17 protein-coding genes are annotated in these 17,460 nt (G+C 73.3%); 11 read left to right on the forward strand and 6 right to left on the reverse strand.

All coding sequences use genetic code 11. The annotated features are described in order from the left end of the window. The first annotated feature begins 66 nt into the window (after positions 1–66). Positions 67–669, forward strand: coding sequence for a phosphotransferase (locus ACFXBC_RS06405; RefSeq protein ID WP_385019321.1), 603 nt, complete (start codon positions 67–69; stop codon positions 667–669). A gap of 99 nt (positions 670–768) precedes the next feature. Here the strand turns inward: ACFXBC_RS06405 and ACFXBC_RS06410 are convergent, their stop codons facing one another. Then, complete coding sequence (locus ACFXBC_RS06410; protein WP_385019324.1) at positions 769–1,680, reverse strand: DUF3027 domain-containing protein; 912 nt, start codon at positions 1,678–1,680, stop codon at positions 769–771. A 440-nt stretch (positions 1,681–2,120) separates the two neighbouring features. Between ACFXBC_RS06410 and ACFXBC_RS06415 the strand changes: the two genes are divergently transcribed. From ACFXBC_RS06415 to ACFXBC_RS06430, 4 genes are read left to right on the forward strand one after another with little or no spacing between them, the layout of a single operon-like run. Continuing rightward, positions 2,121–3,470 carry an MFS transporter gene (locus ACFXBC_RS06415; RefSeq protein WP_385019326.1) on the forward strand — a complete coding sequence of 450 codons (1,350 nt, stop codon included), beginning with the start codon at positions 2,121–2,123 and terminating at the stop codon, positions 3,468–3,470. A 27-nt stretch (positions 3,471–3,497) separates the two neighbouring features. Beyond that, the gene (locus ACFXBC_RS06420; protein ID WP_385019328.1) at positions 3,498–3,980 is read left to right on the forward strand and encodes a DUF2771 domain-containing protein; all 483 of its coding nucleotides are present in this window, start codon (positions 3,498–3,500) and stop codon (positions 3,978–3,980) included. Positions 3,981–3,984: 4 nt separating this feature from the next. Next, positions 3,985–4,698: a futalosine hydrolase gene (locus tag ACFXBC_RS06425; protein ID WP_385019330.1), complete on the forward strand. Its 714-nt coding sequence runs from the start codon at positions 3,985–3,987 to the stop codon at positions 4,696–4,698. Continuing rightward, positions 4,695–5,567 (forward strand): 1,4-dihydroxy-6-naphthoate synthase, encoded by an 873-nt coding sequence (locus tag ACFXBC_RS06430; protein ID WP_385019332.1) that lies wholly within the window; start codon positions 4,695–4,697, stop codon positions 5,565–5,567. Before ACFXBC_RS06425 ends, ACFXBC_RS06430 begins: the two co-directional genes overlap by 4 nt. Before the next feature lie 143 nt (positions 5,568–5,710). Here the strand turns inward: ACFXBC_RS06430 and ACFXBC_RS06435 are convergent, their stop codons facing one another. After that, complete coding sequence (locus ACFXBC_RS06435) at positions 5,711–6,094, reverse strand: cold-shock protein (RefSeq protein WP_328318150.1); 384 nt, start codon at positions 6,092–6,094, stop codon at positions 5,711–5,713. A gap of 279 nt (positions 6,095–6,373) precedes the next feature. On the opposite strand from ACFXBC_RS06435, the gene ACFXBC_RS06440 reads away from it, so the two are divergent. Beyond that, positions 6,374–6,682 carry a hypothetical protein gene (locus tag ACFXBC_RS06440; protein WP_385019334.1) on the forward strand — a complete coding sequence of 103 codons (309 nt, stop codon included), beginning with the start codon at positions 6,374–6,376 and terminating at the stop codon, positions 6,680–6,682. Here the strand turns inward: ACFXBC_RS06440 and ACFXBC_RS06445 are convergent. After that, positions 6,652–7,293 (reverse strand): HAD family hydrolase, encoded by a 642-nt coding sequence (locus ACFXBC_RS06445; RefSeq protein ID WP_385019336.1) that lies wholly within the window; start codon positions 7,291–7,293, stop codon positions 6,652–6,654. The genes ACFXBC_RS06440 and ACFXBC_RS06445 overlap by 31 nt on opposite strands. 87 nt (positions 7,294–7,380) lie before the next feature. On the opposite strand from ACFXBC_RS06445, the gene ACFXBC_RS06450 reads away from it, so the two are divergent. The 4 genes from ACFXBC_RS06450 (at position 7,381) to ACFXBC_RS06465 (ending at position 11,514) form a co-directional block, all read left to right on the forward strand. Continuing rightward, the gene (locus ACFXBC_RS06450) at positions 7,381–8,385 is read left to right on the forward strand and encodes a FecCD family ABC transporter permease (RefSeq protein WP_385019338.1); all 1,005 of its coding nucleotides are present in this window, start codon (positions 7,381–7,383) and stop codon (positions 8,383–8,385) included. Continuing rightward, entirely contained in the window at positions 8,382–9,482 is a 1,101-nt protein-coding gene (locus tag ACFXBC_RS06455; RefSeq protein ID WP_385019340.1) for a FecCD family ABC transporter permease, read from the forward strand. The genes ACFXBC_RS06450 and ACFXBC_RS06455 overlap by 4 nt, the downstream gene beginning before the upstream one ends. Beyond that, entirely contained in the window at positions 9,479–10,426 is a 948-nt protein-coding gene (locus tag ACFXBC_RS06460) for an ABC transporter ATP-binding protein (protein WP_385019342.1), read from the forward strand. The genes ACFXBC_RS06455 and ACFXBC_RS06460 overlap by 4 nt, the downstream gene beginning before the upstream one ends. A gap of 89 nt (positions 10,427–10,515) precedes the next feature. Then, positions 10,516–11,514 (forward strand): ABC transporter substrate-binding protein, encoded by a 999-nt coding sequence (locus ACFXBC_RS06465; RefSeq protein WP_385019344.1) that lies wholly within the window; start codon positions 10,516–10,518, stop codon positions 11,512–11,514. Positions 11,515–11,675: 161 nt separating this feature from the next. Here the strand turns inward: ACFXBC_RS06465 and ACFXBC_RS06470 are convergent, their stop codons facing one another. Together ACFXBC_RS06470 and ACFXBC_RS06475 are read right to left on the reverse strand one after the other, a co-directional pair. Continuing rightward, the gene (locus ACFXBC_RS06470) at positions 11,676–12,197 is read right to left on the reverse strand and encodes a DUF4232 domain-containing protein (RefSeq protein ID WP_385019346.1); all 522 of its coding nucleotides are present in this window, start codon (positions 12,195–12,197) and stop codon (positions 11,676–11,678) included. Between the two features lie 391 nt (positions 12,198–12,588). Beyond that, positions 12,589–13,770 carry a hypothetical protein gene (locus ACFXBC_RS06475; RefSeq protein WP_385019348.1) on the reverse strand — a complete coding sequence of 394 codons (1,182 nt, stop codon included), beginning with the start codon at positions 13,768–13,770 and terminating at the stop codon, positions 12,589–12,591. A 225-nt stretch (positions 13,771–13,995) separates the two neighbouring features. Between ACFXBC_RS06475 and ACFXBC_RS06480 the strand changes: the two genes are divergently transcribed. Beyond that, positions 13,996–16,530, forward strand: a complete 2,535-nt coding sequence (locus tag ACFXBC_RS06480; protein WP_385019350.1) for a helicase-associated domain-containing protein — start codon at positions 13,996–13,998, stop codon at positions 16,528–16,530. On the opposite strand, the gene ACFXBC_RS06485 is transcribed toward ACFXBC_RS06480, so the two are convergent. Next, entirely contained in the window at positions 16,493–17,389 is an 897-nt protein-coding gene (locus tag ACFXBC_RS06485; RefSeq protein WP_385019352.1) for a VanZ family protein, read from the reverse strand. The genes ACFXBC_RS06480 and ACFXBC_RS06485 overlap by 38 nt on opposite strands. Positions 17,390–17,460: the final 71 nt, after the last annotated feature.

Here is a 17,460-nt window from a genome sequence, read left to right on the forward strand (position 1 = left end):
GGGGAGGGCATCACCGGGGCTGCGCTGCTCGTCCCAGGGGGCGTTCCGCGTCCTCGGCTGCACGGAGTGCACGACTGGGTCGACGGGGACTGGGCCTTCGAGGCCGAAGTCCTGGATTACATCGCGCAGCCCGTGGTGTCCGCGGACCGGGCCGACATCGATCACGCCCCGGGGCTGAGTGACGCGTGGTGGGAAGAGCTTGGCCAGGCGCTCCGCCTGCTCGCCAAAGCGGAGGGGGTGAGGACGACCGTGCGGGACGAGTGGATGGAACGGGCCTTCCCACAGTTCCTCGGCGTTCCCCCTCCCGCCAGGGTGCAGCGGGTGACCGGCCACGGTGACCTGCACTGGGGCAACCTCACCACCGCACCCCTCTGCCTGCTGGACTGGGAGAGGTGGGGATCGGTGCCGTACGGGTACGACGTGGGGCTCCTGCACGCCAACAGCCTGCTCGTGCCGGAGGCTGCCGCCCGTATCCGTGGGGAGTTCGCCCACATCCTGGATTCTCCGGGCGGCCGGATCGGGGAGCTCGCCGCCTTGGCGGAGATGCTGCAAGCGGTCGCTCGTGGCTGGTATCCCGAACTCGCGCCCCGTCTCATGGCCCGCGCGCATGCCATCACCGGAGTGCGCCCGCCCGCCCCGGCACACGCCGAAGTGCCCGAAGCGAAGTGAAAGCGTGATCGGACCGCCGCTGTGGCCCCGTCAGCTCCGGGAGGGAGCGGCAGGGCCGGAGAGGCGTTGAGGGGGAAACCCCGCTGCCCACCCCACCCCTCAGGAATGCCCCAGATCGTCCGCGCCCGCCTCCGCCGAGGCCGAGACCGAGCCGCCCTCCGGGTCCGGGCGCAGGGCGAACGCGTCCGCCGCCGTCGAGTCGAGTACCAGTGGCGCAGGCCGCAGTGGCTTCGGCATGACCGCTGCCTCCGAGTGGCCGCCGCAGCCGTACGACAGGGAGACCACATGCCCGTCCGCGGGGCCGAATTCGTTTCCGCAGACCCCGAAGGCCTGGCGCAGTGAGCCGGCGAGCGGGATCAGGAAGGCACAGGTCACACAGGAAGCGGGAGCCGCTTGGGCCATCGGGGTCTTCGGGCCGTACTCCTCGTCCCAGCGGTCCGCCGCCTGGTGCAGGCCGTACCGGGAGAGCACCCGCGCCCGCCGCATCCCCAGCTCGTCCGCGACCGCCGCGACCGTGCCGCGGGCCGGGGCCGCCGTGCGGTCGATGACCTCGGCGTCCTCCGCTTCGACCCGCTCGGCCAGCTCCTCCGAGAGGACGGAGTTGGGCGGCGGCGCGTCCTCGCCCGAGAAGCCGGGCTCCAGGCGAAGATCCTCCGCCTCGGTGGGCAGCAGGTCGCCGGGGCCCATGTCGCCGGGGCGCAGCCGCTCGCTCCACGGCACCCACTCCGGGGCGAGGAGCGAGTCGGAGCCGGGCAGCAGAACCGTCTCGTCAAGCGTGACGACCTTCGCCCGGGAGGCTCGGGCGACCGTCACCGCCCAGCGCCAGCCCCGGTACCCCGGCTCCTTGCACTCGAAGTAATGGGTGACCACCCGGTCGCCCTCGGCCACCGCAGAGACATGCTCGCCCACCACCCCGGGGAAGGCGGCTTCCTCCGCCGCCTCGCGGGCGAGGCCGACCGCCTCGGCGCACAGGCGGTCGGGGGTACGGCTTCTCGTCGTCGCAGCACTCACAGGTCTCGCTTCTCTCCTACGCCGTCTCACGGGTGCGCCGGACGAACTTCGCGTACGAGCGACGGGCGGAGCGGACCGGAGGACCGCGTCGACGTCCGCGCCCGACATGCCCGGGGGCGCACCTTCTCCCACCCATTCTGCGGGATAACGGAGAGGCGCACAGCCGAGGGCGACCGCCGGTGGCGCGCTGGAGGCTGCAGACCGCACCCGGGCGGATGAGCCCGCGGCGTCTGGCGCCGTACGTCGCAAGGCGGACATCGCCCCGGTGACCGAGGTCACTGGGCGGTTCCGACAACGCAGCGAGGTGCGGTGACAGGCGTCGCGGGCCCGCCCGGGAGTGGTCGGCAGCCTCCGTGCACGCTACCTCTTCTCCGGCTCTCGTCCCACCTGCGCGTCCGAATCCCGGTTCGGGTCGTACGGGGTTGGGGCACTATGACGGGGTGACCACCGCAAGGTCGTCCGACGGATACAGCCCGGCACGCAGGGTGGGGCGGGCCGTCGGTCATGCCCTCCATCGGCCGTTCACTGGTACCGCGAAAGGGATCAGACGGGCGACGAACGCCCATGGGGCGGGCGAGTCGGGCCTGGGCAAACTGATCGAGCTGCACGCCGTGAACAGCGCGGGCGACGTGATGATCACGGTCGCGCTGGCCTCGACCGTCTTCTTCTCCGTACCGACCGACCAGGCCCGCGGCCGGGTCGCGCTCTACCTCCTGGTCACCATGGCGCCGTTCGCGCTGCTCGCCCCGGTGATCGGCCCGCTGCTCGACCGGCTGCCGCACGGCCGCCGGGCCGCGATGGCCGCCGCGATGCTGGCCAGGGCGGTGCTGGCGCTCGTCATGTCGGGGGCGGTGGCCACCGGCGGGCTTGAGCTCTACCCGGCCGCGCTGGGCGTGCTGGTGGCGTCGAAGGCGTACGGCGTGGTGCGCAGCGCGGTCGTCCCGCGGCTGCTGCCGCCGCGGTTCTCGCTGGTCAAGGCCAATTCCCGGGTCACGCTCGGGGGGCTGCTCGCGACCGGTGTGGGGGCGATGATCGGGGCAGGGCTGCACCGGATCGGCTCCGCCTGGCCGCTCTACGGGGCGTCCGCTGTCTTCCTGTTCGGGGCGTTCCTGGCGTTCACGCTGCCCCGCAAGGTGGACTCCGCCAAGGGTGAGGGAAAGGCCCGGCTGGTGGAGCAGGCCGACGGGCGCAAGCCGTCGCTGCGCACGGTCGGCCCCTCCGTGCTGAACGGGCTGGTGGCCAACTCGGCGCTGCGCTCGCTCTCCGGCTTCCTGATCTTCTTCCTGGCCTTCCTGCTGCGCGAGCATCCGATGGCCGGGCAGAACGCCGCGGTCTCGCTGGCCATCGTCGGGGTGGCGGCCGGCGGGGGCAACGCGCTCGGTACGGCCGTCGGCGCGCTGCTGCGCTCACGCGGGCCCGAGGTCATGATCGCCACGCTGCTCGGGGTGGCGCTCGGCACCGCGGTCCTCACGGCCGTCTTCTTCGTCTCGGTCATGGTGACGGTGCTGGCGGCGATCGCCGGGTTCGCGCAGGCGCTGGCGAAGCTGTCGCTGGACGCGATGATCCAGCGCGATGTCCCCGAGACCGTACGGACGTCGGCGTTCGCCCGGTCCGAGACCGTGCTCCAGCTGGCGTGGGTGGTGGGCGGCGCCATCGCGATGGTCCTGCCGCTCAACGGCATCCTGGGCGCTTCGGTGGGAGCCGCGCTGGTCGCGGTGGGTGCGGTCACGACCGTACGGGGGCTCCTCACGGCCGCCCGACGCGGCTCGCCGCACCCCCGCGTGGCGTGACCTGCGCCGGGCGATAGCCTTCGCCCCATGACCGTTGCGCTTCTTACTGGTAAGGGCCGCCGCACCGCCGCCGCTCTCGGTGCCGTGTCCGCCGGACTCCTCGTCCTGTCCGCCTGCGACAAGCCGACGCCGCTGGCGACCGTGACGGTCGGCACGAACTCGGTGCACTCCGAGGCCGCCTGCTACAACGACGGCAAGAGCCTGGACATGGCCGCGTCCAAGGCGTGTGCCGCGAAGAAGAAGGGCACCAAGTCCGTCAAGGTGGACCCGGACAAGACCGTGCGGATCGGGGTGGACCCGAAGATCGCCGACAAGGGCTGGGTGCTGCTGCTCAACGGCCAGCAGCTGACCGGCGTCAGCAAGAAGACCTACACGACGGTCCCGGGCAACGTCTTCTTCAACTCGCAGTACGGCGCCAAGGGCAACTCGTCGACGATCGCCATCGCCGAGGGCGACGGCACCACCAAGGTCTTCGGGCTCTGGTCGTTCGTCTTCAAGAAGGACGCCTGACGCCTTGCGTGTACTCATCGTGACCGCGGTCCCCGCTGAGCGGGACGCGGTCACGCGCGCGTTCGGGACCGGCACCACGGACCCCGGCGCGCGGCCGGGCGCGGGCGACGGCACGGACCCGGGCACGGGCACGGACCGGCTCGCGCGCGCCGGGAGTTACGACGTGATCGCGGCCGGGGTCGGCCCGCCCGCCGCCGCTGCCGGGACGGCGACCGCGCTCGCGCTCGGCTCGTACGGTCTGGTGGTCTCGGCGGGCATCGGCGGCGGCTTCCACGCTGCGCCGGGCTCGCTGCTCGTGGCCGACGCGATCGTCGCCGCTGACCTGGGCGCCGAGACGCCCGAGGGCTTCGTACCGGTCACGGGGCTCGGCTTCGGCACGGTCGAGCACCGGCCGCCCGCCGACCTGGTACGGGCCGTGGCCGAGGCCACCGGGGCGACGCCCGGCACCGTACTCACCGCTTCCACCGTCACCGGCACCGCGGAGCGGGCCGCCGGGCTGCTGGCCGCCCACCCCGGGGCCGTGGCCGAGGCGATGGAGGGATTCGGGGTGGCCGAGGCCGCGGCGCAGGCGGGGGTGCCGGTGCTGGAGATCCGGGCGGTCTCCAACGCCGTCGGCCCGCGCGACCGCGACGCCTGGCGCATCGGCGACGCGCTGGCCGCGCTCACCACGGCCTTCGGGAAGCTCGCGCCCGTACTGGAAGGTTGGACCCGCACATGACCGAAGCAACCGAAGCGCCGCTCCTCACCGATGCGCTGAAGATCGCCTTCTCGCCCTGCCCCAACGACACGTTCGTCTTCGACGCCTGGGCGCACGGCCGGGTGCCGGGGGCGCCCCGGATCGATGTGACCTTCGCGGACATCGACATCACCAACGGGATGGCCGAGCGAGGCGAGTTCGACATCCTGAAGGTGTCGTACGCGGTGCTGCCGTGGGTGCTCGGCGAGTACGCGCTGCTGCCGTGCGGCGGGGCGCTCGGGCGCGGCTGCGGGCCGCTGGTGCTGACCCGGGGCCCCGGTGTGGACCTCACGGGGAAGACGGTCGCCGTGCCGAGCGAGCGCTCGACGGCGTATCTGCTGTTCCGGCTGTGGGCGGCCGAGGTGGTGCCCGGCGGCGTCGGCGAGATCGTCGTGATGCCGTTCAACGAGATCATGCCCGCCGTGCGCGACGGCAAGGTGGACGCGGGTCTGGTCATCCACGAGGCGCGGTTCACGTACCAGGAGTACGGGCTGCACTCGCTGGCCGACATGGGGCAGCACTGGGAGTCCACGACGGGTCTGCCGATCCCGCTGGGCGCGATCATCGCCAAGCGGTCGCTGGGCGAGGAGCGGCTGCGGGAGCTGGCCCGCACGGTGCGCGCCTCGGTACGCCAGGCCTGGGACGACCCCGAGGTGTCCCGGCCCTATGTGCTGGGCCACGCGCAGGAGATGGACCCGGCGGTCGCGGACCAGCACATCGGGCTCTACGTGAACGAGTTCACCGCCGACCTCGGCGAGGACGGCTACGCGGCGGTCCGCGGGCTGCTCACCCGGGCGGCGGCGGAAGGACTCGTACCGGCGCTGGCGCCCGATGCGCTGAACTTCGCCTGACCCGGCAGGTGGGCCGGGGCGGTAACTCCCCGCCCCGGCCCACCGGGTGACCGCGTCCGTACGGTCAGGTTCGTACGGCCGGATCCGCACAGTCAGGCCCGCACAGTCAGGTCCGTACGGCCACATCCGTACGGTCAGGTCAGTCAGACGTCCAGCTGGTCGGCGACCGCGCGCAGCAGGCCGGCGATCTTCGCCCCGGCCGCCTTGTCGGGGTAGCGCCCGCGCTCCAGGCTCGGTGTGATGTTCTCCAGGAGCGTCGTCAGGTCCTGCACGATGGAGGCCAGTTCGTCGGGTTTGCGGCGCTGGGCCGCGGCGACCGACGGGGTGGGATCGATAATGGTCACGGTCAGCGCCTGGTCGCCGCGCTGGCCCGCGACGACACCGAACTCCACGCGCTGCCCCGGCTTCAGGGCTTCGACTCCGGACGGGAGAACCGACGAGTGGACGAAGACATCGCCCCCGTCGTCGCGGGAAAGAAAGCCGAAGCCTTTTTCCGAATTGAACCATTTCACCTTGCCGGTGGGCACCGTCTGTCCTCGTCCTCGTAGTCGTAGAAAACGGCTCTGGATAGCACTGCAGCGGGTCGCTCGACCCGCCGGGAGTCAGGCTAGTACCTCAGCGGGCGGTGTTTGCCGGGCAAACGGTGCCTGCCGACGCGCTCATGGTTCGGGGACCAGTAACGGGACGTCACTGCTCGGTTGCTTCGCGGCTCACTTCCTCCGCGGCTCGGTCCGCCCGCGGCCCAGTCCGTCCCCGGCCCGGTCGGCCGCGGTCCAGTTCCTCCGCGCAGGAACTACCCTGGCCGGGTGAGCAACGAAACCCAATCGGCCGATGCCCCTGACGAGACCCGAGCCGGTGACCGGCTAGTGCAGGCCGGCGCGATCATCTTCTTCGTGGGAGCTGTGGCGACCCTGGTCACGGTGGCCCCGCTCTTTCTCGGGACGCACCCGTTCCCGTCCGTCGCGTACGCCGTGTGCATGCTGATGGGCGTCGGCTTCATCGTCGCCGCCGCCGGTCTGCTGCGCTCCATCGGGGGCCAGCGCCGCCGGGCGCGCGCGGCGATGGCCGCTCAGGCGACGGCCACTCAGGCGCCCGCCGCGACCCCGGCCGCGTAGCCCTCCAGCCACGCGGGGAACTCGGTGAGGTCCGTCAGGACCACATCGGCTCCGGCCGCGCGCAGGTCGTCCGCGGCGATCGGGCCGGTCGGTACGGCGACGGAGAGCGCGCCCGCCGTGCGCGCCCCGCGTACGTCGCCGATGTGGTCGCCGACGTACACCGAAGCGCCGTGCTCGCGCAGCGCCTCCGCCTTGGCCTCCGCCCAGAGCCAGCCGACGACGGCGTCCGGCTCGATGCCGAGGTGGACCAGGTGGCGCACCGCGTCGGGCTGGTTCTTGGCGGTGACGACGACCGCCCGGCCGCCGAGCCGCCGTACCGCGGCCACCGCTTCGGCGGCGCCCGCCATCGCCGTGGTCGGCTCGATCGCGTATGTGGGGTAGATCTCACGGTAGCGGTCGCGCATCGCCGGAATCTCCGCTTCCGTAAACCACTCGGCCAGCTCCGTCTCCAGCGGCGGGCCGAGCCGGGTGACCACGAGGTCGGCGTCGATATACCTTCCGGTCTCCGCGGAAAGTGCCTGGTAGGCGGCGTGGATCCCGCGCCGGGAGTCGATCAGGGTCATATCCAGGTCGAAGCCGACCGTCAGAGGGTGTGCAGACATGCCCTCCATCCTCTCTCCGCTCCCGACCTGACCGGCCCGCCCGAAGGCGCTGAGCTTAGACTTAGCCAAGCCTTACCAACCTTCGGAATGGGTCAGATGTCAACTCCCGTGGCCCGCCGCCGCATCGCCTGGACGGCCGCCGCCGTCGTGGCCCTGCTGCTGGCGGTCCTGCTCAGCCTCGCGGTCGGGGCACGGGCCATCGCGCCGTCGGCGGTGATCGACGCGCTGCTGCACGGCGGGCACAGCAACACCGCCGAAGTCGTACGCCAACTGCGGGTGCCGCGCACCCTCATCGGCCTCATGGTGGGCGCCGCGCTCGCCCTGGCCGGGACCGTGCTCCAGGGCATCACCCGTAACCCCATCGCCGACCCCGGCATCCTCGGCATCAGCCAGGGCGCGTCCGTCGGGGTGGTGCTGGCCATCGCCTTCGCCGGGATCCACACCCTCACCGGATACGTCTGGTTCGCCTTCGCCGGGGCCGCTGCCGCGTCCGTCGCCGTGTACGCCATCGCCTCCCGGGGCCGCGGCGGCGCCACCCCGGTGAAACTCGCGCTGGGCGGCGCCGCGATCAACGCGCTGCTCGTCTCCGTGGTGCAGGCGGTCCTGACCACCAAGGCGTCGGCGCTGGACGAGTTCCGCTTCTGGCAGGTCGGCTCGATCGGCGGCCGGGACACCGATGTGGTGGGCCAGATCTGGCCGTTCCTGCTGGTGGGCGTGGTGCTGGTGGCCTCGGTCGCACGGGGGCTCGACGCGCTGGCGCTGGGCGACGACATGGCGCGGGGGCTCGGCCAGAAGGTCGCGACCGTACGCGTCGTCGGCGGGATCGGCGCCACCGTACTGACCGGCGTGGGCGTCGCCGCCGCCGGACCCATCGCCTTCATCGGCCTCGCGGTGCCGCACATCGCCCGTGCGATCGTCGGCAGCGACCACCGCTGGGTGCTGCCGATGGCGGCCCTCGTCGGCCCGGTGATGCTGCTGGTCTCCGACACCGTCGGCCGGGTCGTCTTCCCGCCGAGCGAGGTGCCTGCCGGGGTGATGACGGCCCTGATCGGGGTGCCCTTCCTGGTCACCCTCGTACGCCGGAAGGCGGTCCCGGCGTGACGTCCGCTGCGACGACGACCACCACCGCGCCCTCCACGGCCGCCGTGCGCCCTGCGGGGTACGCGCGGGTGCGGGCCGGGGGCGGCACCTTCCTGCTGCACCGGCGGGCGGCGGCCGTCGCCCTGGTGCTCGCCGTGCTGCTGGCCGCCACCTGTGTCGCGTACCTCTGCGTCGGCGAGGAGTTCATCGCACCCGGCGAGGTCGTCAGGGTCGTACTCGGCCGGCCCTCGCCCGACGAACTCGTCGTCGGGACCCTGCGGCTGCCCCGCATGGTCGTGGGGCTGCTGGTCGGCGCCGCGTTCGGGGTGGCCGGCGCCCTCATCCAGACCGTCGCCCGCAATCCGCTGGCCAGCCCCGACATCATCGGCATCAGCAAGGGCGCGGGCGCGCTCACCGTCGCCGCGATGTCCCTCGGGGTGACCTCGACCGCCGTCCTGCCGTACCTCTCGGTCATCGGCGGGATCACCGCCGCGGCCCTGGTGTACGTCTTCGCCTGGCGCGGCGGGCTGCACGCCACCCGGTTCGTGCTGATCGGCATCGGCTTCGCCATCGCGCTGGGCTCGGTCACCCAGCTCTTCCTGACCAAGGGCGACTACCTGGTCGCCCAGCAGGCCCAGATCTGGCTCACCGGCTCGCTGAACGGCCGCGGCTGGAGCCAGGCCGGGCTGCTCGGCTGGGTGCTGCTCGCGCTCGTACCCGCGGTGCTGTGGGCCGCGTACGCCCAGCGCACCGTCTCCATGGACGACGACACCGCGACCGCCCTCGGCGTACGGCTCGGGCGGGTACGGCTCGGACTCGTCCTGCTCGGCGTGGTGCTGGCATCGGTGGCCACCGGCGCCGCGGGGCCGGTGGACTTCGTGGCGCTGCTCGCGCCGCAGATCGCCCGCCGGATGACCAGGACCGCGCAGATCCCGCTGCTCTGCTCGGCGCTGACGGGCGCGTTCATCGTGGTCCTCGCCGATCTGCTGGGCCGCAAGCTCCTCGCGCCCACCGAACTGCCGGTGGGCGTCCTCACGGCGGCGGTCGGCGCCCCGTATCTGATCTGGCTGATCGCGAAGGCGCACGGTGCCCGCGGCCGCAGTGGAGGCAACGCATGACCGGGACGGCGACGAGCACGACCACGGGTACGACGACGGGCGGGGCGGCGGCCGGCACGGCGGCGAGCAGCAGGCTGACGGCGCGTGAGCTGACCCTCGCGTACGACGACCGCACCGTGGTCGACGGGCTCGACCTGGCGGTGCCGGACGGGCGGGTCACCGTGATCGTCGGGCCCAACGCCTGCGGGAAGTCCACCACCCTGCGGGCCCTGGGGCGGCTGCTCAAGCCGCGCAGCGGGGCGGTGCTCCTGGACGGCGCCGAGCTGGCCCGTACCCCCACCCGAAAGATCGCCCAGTCGATCGGGCTGCTGCCGCAGTCCCCCTCGGCGCCCGAGGCGATCACCGTCGCCGACCTGGTGGCGCGCGGCCGCCAGCCGCACCAGCACTGGTGGCAGCAGTGGTCGGACGAGGACGAACGGGCCGTCACGGGTGCCATGGAGCGCACCGACATCACCTCACTCGCCGAGCGCGCCGTGGACGAGCTCTCGGGCGGGCAGCGCCAGCGCGTCTGGATCGCGATGGCGCTCGCCCAGGAGACCGATCTGCTGCTCCTGGACGAGCCGACCACCTATCTCGACATCGCCCACCAGGTGGAGGTGCTGGACCTGGTGCGGCGGCTGAACAAGGAACGCGGCAGGACCGTCGTCGCGGTGCTGCACGACCTCAACCAGGCGGCCAGGTACGCCGATCACCTGGTCGCCATGAAGGACGGCCGGATCGTCGCCGAGGGGCCCCCGGGGGAGGTCGTCACCGCCCAGCTCGTACGGGAGGTGTTCGGCCTGGAGTCGGTCGTGGTCCCGGACCCGGTGACGGGGTCGCCACTGGTGGTGCCGGGGGCGCCTTGGGGCGGGGACGCGGGCGGGGGCCCGGTTTCCGGCTCGGGTGCCGGGGGCGGTGCCGGTGCAGGTGGGGCCGACGCGGGCGGTCGGGGCAAGCAGACGTGAGCCGCCGTAGGCAGACGTAAGCAGACGTGAGCAAAGGCCGTCCAACGGAACGAACGCCGTCGAAACGAACGCCGTCGAAAGGGCTCCTCATGAAGCACTTACTCCACCGTCGCCGTACCGTCGCATGCGCTCTCGTCCTCACCGGCGCGCTGGCTCTCACCGCCTGCGGCTCCGGTTCCGGCTCCGGCTCCGGCTCCGGCTCCACCAGCGGCAAGCCGTCCGGCGGGGCAGCCGCCACCCACACCATGAAGACCGCCATGGGCGAGGTGCGGGTCCCCGACCACCCCAAGCGGGTCGTCGTCCTGGACACCGCCGAGCTGGACTCCGCCATCACGCTCGGCGTGAAGCCGGTCGGCTCCACGCACGCCGATGTGAAGTCCGGCTTCCTGGACTATCTGCCCAGGGCGGATGTCGCGGGGATCAAGGACGTCGGCGAGATGCTCCAGCCCAACATGGAGGCCATCGCCGCGCTCAAGCCCGATCTGATCCTCACCAGCAAGGTCCGGCACGGCGACAAGTACGACCAGCTCAGCGCGATCGCGCCGACCGTCATGACGGAGAGCACCGGCTACCCCTGGAAGGCCAACTTCCGGATGCACGCCGAGGCGCTCGGCAGGCAGGCCGAGGCCGGAAAGGCCGTCGCCGCGTACAAGGCGCACGTCCGGCGCGTCGTGGCCGCGCTCGGCGGGCCGGCGAAGACGGCCGCCACGAAGGTCGGTGTGGTGCGGTTCGTGGAGGGCGCCGACATTCGGATCTACGGGAAGAAGAACTACATCGGCACGATCCTCGCGGACCTCGGCGTCGGCCGCCCGGCCATCACGGACAAGGCCAAGGACGGTTTCACGTACGACGTGAGCCCCGAGCGGATCGACCTGGCCAACGCGGATGTGCTCTTCCACTCCACGTACGGCGACCCGGCGAAGGCCAAGGAGACCCAGACCACCCGGAGCGGCCTGTGGAAGAACCTGACCGCGGTCAGGAACGGGAAGTCGTTCGGCGTCGACGACCAGCTGTGGATCCAGGGCATCGGCTACACGGCGGCGGACAAGGTCCTCGACCAGCTGCAGACGGACCTCACCGGCCGGTGAGCCCTGCCGGTACCGGCCGGTGATCCGTGCCGGTACCGGCCGGCCGGAGGCTGTACCGGCAGGCCCGGACTGCGCGGGCCCGCTCAGCACGGTGCCGCCGCTCCCGTCGAGGGGAACGGCGGCACAGGGGCACGGTGAAGTGCCGTGGCTACGCGGTCGGCTCAGGCACCGGCCTGCAGGGCGCCGATCTGCGTACCGGCGTCCACCGAGAGCTTGCCGTCGGCGAAGGACTCGCCCGGGATCGTGCCGCCGCCGGGGGTCCGGAGCGTGAACGCGACCTCGTCGGCCGACGCGCCCTTGGTGCTGCTGGGCACCTGGATGTCGAAGTGGACCGGGTGGCCGGGGCTGAGGGTCACCGCGTGGCTCTGCGTGCCGTACGCCTTCGCGGAAACCCCCTTCAGGGAACCGTGGTTGTAGAAGTGCACACCGCTGGGCGATCCGGCCAGCTTGCAGGACTCCGTACCGGGTGCCGCGGTCAGCGTGACGCGGTAGTGGCGGTGCCCGGCGCTGGAGGCATCCGGAGTGATCTTCGCGGTGTGGTTCGCGGGGCGGCAGGAAGAGACCTTGACGCCGGTCGCGGCAGACGCGTGCGAGGTGGTGGACGCCTGGGCGACTCCCACACCCGCGGCTCCTGCCAGGGCGGTGGCGGCGACCGTCACGACGAACTTGCGAGTCATACCCATGGCCAGCTCTCCTTCTCTCAGCTCCCGGTCCGGCCGGTCGGCCGGCCGAACCCCTGTCTGAGAACAGCTTGCCCGCCGCACCGGCCAAGATCGTCACGAGAGAGCAACACGCCTGCTACAGACGTAAACGGGGACACAGGGGACGCGGCGGGGCAGCGGCGGACGTGACGGGCAGCGGCTGGAGCGACGGGCAGCGGCTGGAGCGACGGCGGGCCGGTGAGGGCGCGGGCCAGTGAGGGGGCGTTGGGGGCGACGGCGGGCCGGTGAGGGGGCAGGCCGGCGTGACAGCGGGCCGGTGAGGGGGCGGGCCGGTGAGGGGGCGTTGGGGGCGACGGCGGGCCGGTGAGGGGCAGGCCGGCCAGGGGGCGGCGGGGCGACGGCGGGCGCCGCCCTACGGCAGCCGTCTCCGCGCCCGCCACACCAGATACAGCGCAGACGCACCGGCGGCCACCCGCAGGACCACAGGCCACACCCCGGAGACCGCGTCGCCCATCCCGTGCGAGGGGATCGGCGTACCCCACCGTCCGCTCGACCGCCCCCACAGCCAGACGATCCCGCCCGTCAGAGCCAGCCCCGGCAGCCCGAACACCGCCCATTTCGCCTCGGCCCTGCTGAGCCTGCGCGAGACGTACGCGAGGAGCCAGCCCGCACCGAGCGCGATCAGCGAGCCCAGTACGGCGCCGACCACCAGCAGGACCGCCGCGAGCAGCAGGAACGGCGAGGAGAACCCCCCGGCGACGGCCCGCACGGCGCCGCCGCCCCCGGCGGCCCGGACTCCACCCCCTACGCCCCCGGACGGCCTGCGGCCGAGCAGGGCCCGGCCACGACGGGGTTCCGCCTCGACGGCCGCTCCCCCGGCGCCGCCCCCGTCGGTCTTCCCGGGAGCGGCATCCGTACCGTCCGCCCCGTCAGCGCCCTCGTCGGACTCGCCGGAATCATCGGACTCTTCGGACTCCGCGCCGGGCGGCGGTTTGAGTATCTCGGGGATCTCGACACCCCCGGTGAAGCCCGGCACCGCGTCACCGCCGCCGAAGGACCCCGGCTGGATGCGCCACCAGTCCGGATCGCCGCCGGACGGGCCCAGTTCGTCCTCGCCCGCGAGGTGCGGCGGTGCGGCGGCCGTCGAGCGCGGGGGCGGCGGCGCGGGCTTCTCTCCCCGGCCGAGCCCCCATCTGCCGCCCCCGGCACCGGTCTTGCCCAGACCGACCCGGCCGAGACCGGCCCGCGCCTGCCCGGCCGCCCCGTCCTGCCCGGCGCCCGCCGGATCGTTCCGCCGCGGGCGGGGCATCCGCCGCGCCCGGTCCCGTACCGGCTCGGGGTCCGGCTCCGCCACGCCCGCCGGCGGGCCCGCGCCCGTCGCCGCCGCCACCTGCTCGGCCGGTGTGCCGAGCCGGCCGAGGATCCGGCGCACCCCGGCCTCGCCGCCCGCGTCCGCCCCGGCGCGCTGCCGGTCGATCTCGCTGCGCAGCGAGGCGACGAGCCGCATCCGGTCGGCCGCGGTCAGTTGCCGCTGGGCCAGGTCGCCCACCCGGCTCAGATAGTCGTAGACGAGCTGATCGCTCTCGATCCCCACGGACTCGCACCCCTTCACGCCGCTCTGCACCGACCGTAGCTCCCCCACCGCACACCGTCCGTACTCCCGGCTCCCTCACGCGCTCTTTTCCCGCTGTCCTCCGCCGTCCTGCCCGCATCCCCGTGGACGAAGTCATCGGGTCCAACGTGGGGCGATGCGCCATCTCCCGGTAAATCTCAGTAACGTGGGCCGGATGGGACCCGTCCGCACGACCGGGAGGCGCACGTGCCGGAACGAACACGCAGCACGCCACCGCGCACCCTCGCGGAGGCTCTGCGCACCCGCGACGACGCATCCCTGACCGGACTGCTGCGGGCGCGGCCCGACCTGCTGACCCCGGTGCCCAGCGATCTCAGCCAGCTGGCGACCCGGGCGGGCACCCGTGCGTCGGTCGTCAGGGCGCTGGAACACCTGGACCGGTTCACGCTCCAGACCGCGGAGGCGCTCGCGGTCGCCCCCGACCCCGCCCCGTACGAGACGCTCCTCGCCCTGATGGCCGGTGACGAGCACGACCCGGCGGTCGTGGACGCGCTGCCCGGTGCGGTGGAGCGGCTCCGTGAACAGGCCCTGATCTGGGGCCCGGACGACCGGCTCCGGCTCGTCCGCACCGCCCGCGAACTCCTCGCGCCCTCCCCCACCCACCCCTCGCCGACCGGCCTCGGGCCGACCGTGGCGGAGGCGACGGTCGGGATGTCGCCGGGCCGCGTCCAGGAGATCGTCACCGCGGCCGGTCTCGCGGGCACGCATGACTCGGTCTCCGCGGTCACCGCGCTGACCTCGCTCTTCACCGACCGGACCCGGATGTCGGCACTGCTCGACGAGGCGCCGACCGAGTCGCTGAACGTACTGAGCAGGCTCGTCTGGGGCCCGCCGTACGGGGAAGTGGCCGCCGCACCGACCCGGCCCGTGCAGTGGCTGCGCGATCACGGGCTGCTGCTGCCCGCCAGCGCGCGCACGGTGGTACTCCCCCGGGAGGCCGCGCTCCATCTGCGCGCCGGGCGCGCGCACCAGCAGGCGGAACCGGTGCCGCCGCCGGTGGTGCCCGCCCGCGAGTACGGTCCACAGGCTGTGGACGCGGCGGCGGCAGGCCAGGCGTTCACCGCGCTCTCCACCATCGAGGACCTGTTCAAGGACTGGGACGAGGGCGGCCCCGCAGTCCTGCGCTCCGGCGGGCTCAGCGTCCGCGACCTCAAGCGGACCGCCACCGCCCTGGACGTGAGCGAGCCGCTCGCCGCCTTCTGGGTCGAACTCGCCTACGCGGCAGGGCTGCTGGCCCCGGACGGCGAGGCGGACGAACGGTTCGCCGCCACCCCCGCGTACGACCTCTGGCTCGACTCGCCGGCTCAGGAGCGCTGGGCCGACCTGGTCACGGCCTGGCTCACCGCCACCCGCACCCCCGGGCTCATCGGTGGCCTGGACCCCAAGGGCCGCGCCCTGTCCGCGCTCGGCCCCGACCTGGACCGCGCCGCCGCGCCCGAGGTGCGCCGCCGGATCCTGGCCCTGATGGCGACCCTTCCGGAGGGCGCGGCGCCCGACCCGGACTCGCTGCTGACCCGGCTGCGCTGGGAGCGCCCGGTGCGCGGCACCGCGTCAGGCCGCAGCGCGGGCCCCGGCCCGGCCGCGGACATCCCCACGGCCCGCCACACCCACGGCGCGAGCCCGGTCGGCGATCTGCGCTCGCGCATCGCCCAGTGGACGCTGAACGAGACGGAGCTGCTGGGCATCACCGGACGCGGCGCCCTCTCCACCCACGGCAGGGCGCTCCTGGGCGACGCCACGCCCGGCACCGGCCCGCACCCCGCCCCGACCCCCGCCGAACTGGCCGCCGCCCGGACCCGCGCTGCCGAAGCGATCACCCCGCTGATCCCGGAGCCGCTCGACCACGTACTGCTCCAGGCCGACCTCACGGCCGTCGCCCCCGGCCCGCTGGAACGTCCGCTCGCCGCGCTGCTCGGGGTCGCGGCCGACATCGAGTCCAAGGGCGGCGCCACCGTCTACCGCTTCACGGCGGGCTCGGTGCGCAGAGCACTCGACGCCGGACAGACCGCGGCCGACCTGCATGCCTTCCTCGCGGCCCACAGCCGTACGCCGGTGCCGCAGCCGCTCTCGTATCTGATCGACGACGTCGCACGCAAGCACGGCCACCTCCGGGTCGGGGCGGCCTCGTCCTACGTGCGGTGCGACGACGACGCGGTCCTCAGCGAGATCCTGGCCGACACCCGGGCCCAGTCACTGCGGCTGCGCCGCCTGGCGCCCACGGTGCTGGCCTCCATGGCCGACCCGGCCGGGCTGCTCGAAGGGCTGCGCTCGATGGGCTTCGCCCCGGCCGCCGAGTCCGCCGAAGGCGACGTCCTGATCACCCGCGCCCACGCCTACCGCACCGCACCGCGCACCGCGCCCGCCCCGGTCCCGGAGGGCCCGCCGGTCCCGGACGACGTCCTGCTCGGCGCGGCGCTGCGGGCGATCAGGGCGGGCGACACGGCGGCCACGGTGGTCCACGCCCCGGTGCCGGAACACGGGGACCTGCCCCGGACCCCTTCGGCCGAGACGCTGGCCACGGTCCAGGCGGCGGCGATGACGGGCGCGGCGCTCTGGATCGGCTACGTCAACGCGGAGGGGGCCGCCAGCAGGCGCGTGATCGCCCCGGTCAGGGTGGAGGGCGGTTTCGTCACGGCGTACGACCACACCGCGGACGACGTCCGTACGTATCCGCTGCACCGCATCACGGGCGTTGCGGAGCTGACCGACGACCCGGCCTGACGGCCGCCCACCAACGGGCCGCCGTGGCCGCGGACTTCCCTGCCGGGGACTTCGCCGGGGACTTCTGGGTCTTCTTGGCGGTGGCGGCGGTCTTCTTGGGCTGGGTCTTCTTGGCCTGGGTCTTCCTGGACTGAGTGCCCTTGGACTGAGTCCCCTTGGACTGGGTCCCCTTGGTCTGAGTCTTCTTGGCAGCGTTCCTGGCGGCGGTCCTGAAACCGTTCCCGGCGGCAGATGTCTTCTTCGCGGGGGCCTTCCGCGCGACGGGGGCCTTCTCGGTGGCGGGGGCCTTCGCGGTGGCGGGGGCCTTCTCGGTGGCGGGGACGTTCCCGCCCAAGGCCTCCTCGCGGCGGGCCCTCGTGGCCGCCCGCTGCCACCAGTGGACGCGCCGGGGGTGCAGCGCCCGCCCCAGCCGCCGCCCGAGCAGCAGATAGCCGAGCAGCGCGCCCGTCGTGTTGAGGATGACGTCGTCGATGTCGAACGCGCGCCCGGTGATGACCAGCCCCTGCGCCGTCTCGACGAGCAGCATCACGAAGGCGGTCACCAGCACCACCCGCAGCAGCCCGCGCGCCTTGGGGATGAGCACCGGCAGCAGCACCCCGAAGGGCATCCCCAGCAGCACATTGCCGCCGACCTGCTTCACCGTGTCGCGGAAGGCCGGCTGGTCGACGTACGTACGGATCGAACTGCCGGGGGTGAGATTGGTGTGCGTGAGGTCCACCGAGGCCACGGAGGGCACCAGCGTCACCTTGGCCAGCGCGACCGCGAAGCCCACCATGCAGACGAAACCGACCAATAACACCAGGGCGCGCATGAGAGTGGAGGCCCACGTACGGCGCTGAAGTCGCGGTTCGGAGTCCATGACGCGGCGTGTACCCCGGCGGGGATGCGCGACACCGCAGGTTCGGCCCTGCCGGGAAGCCGCGCGTGCCG

This window comes from Streptomyces sp. NPDC059398, assembly GCF_042751845.1.
In the GTDB taxonomy this organism is placed as follows: Bacteria; Actinomycetota; Actinomycetes; order Streptomycetales; family Streptomycetaceae; genus Streptomyces.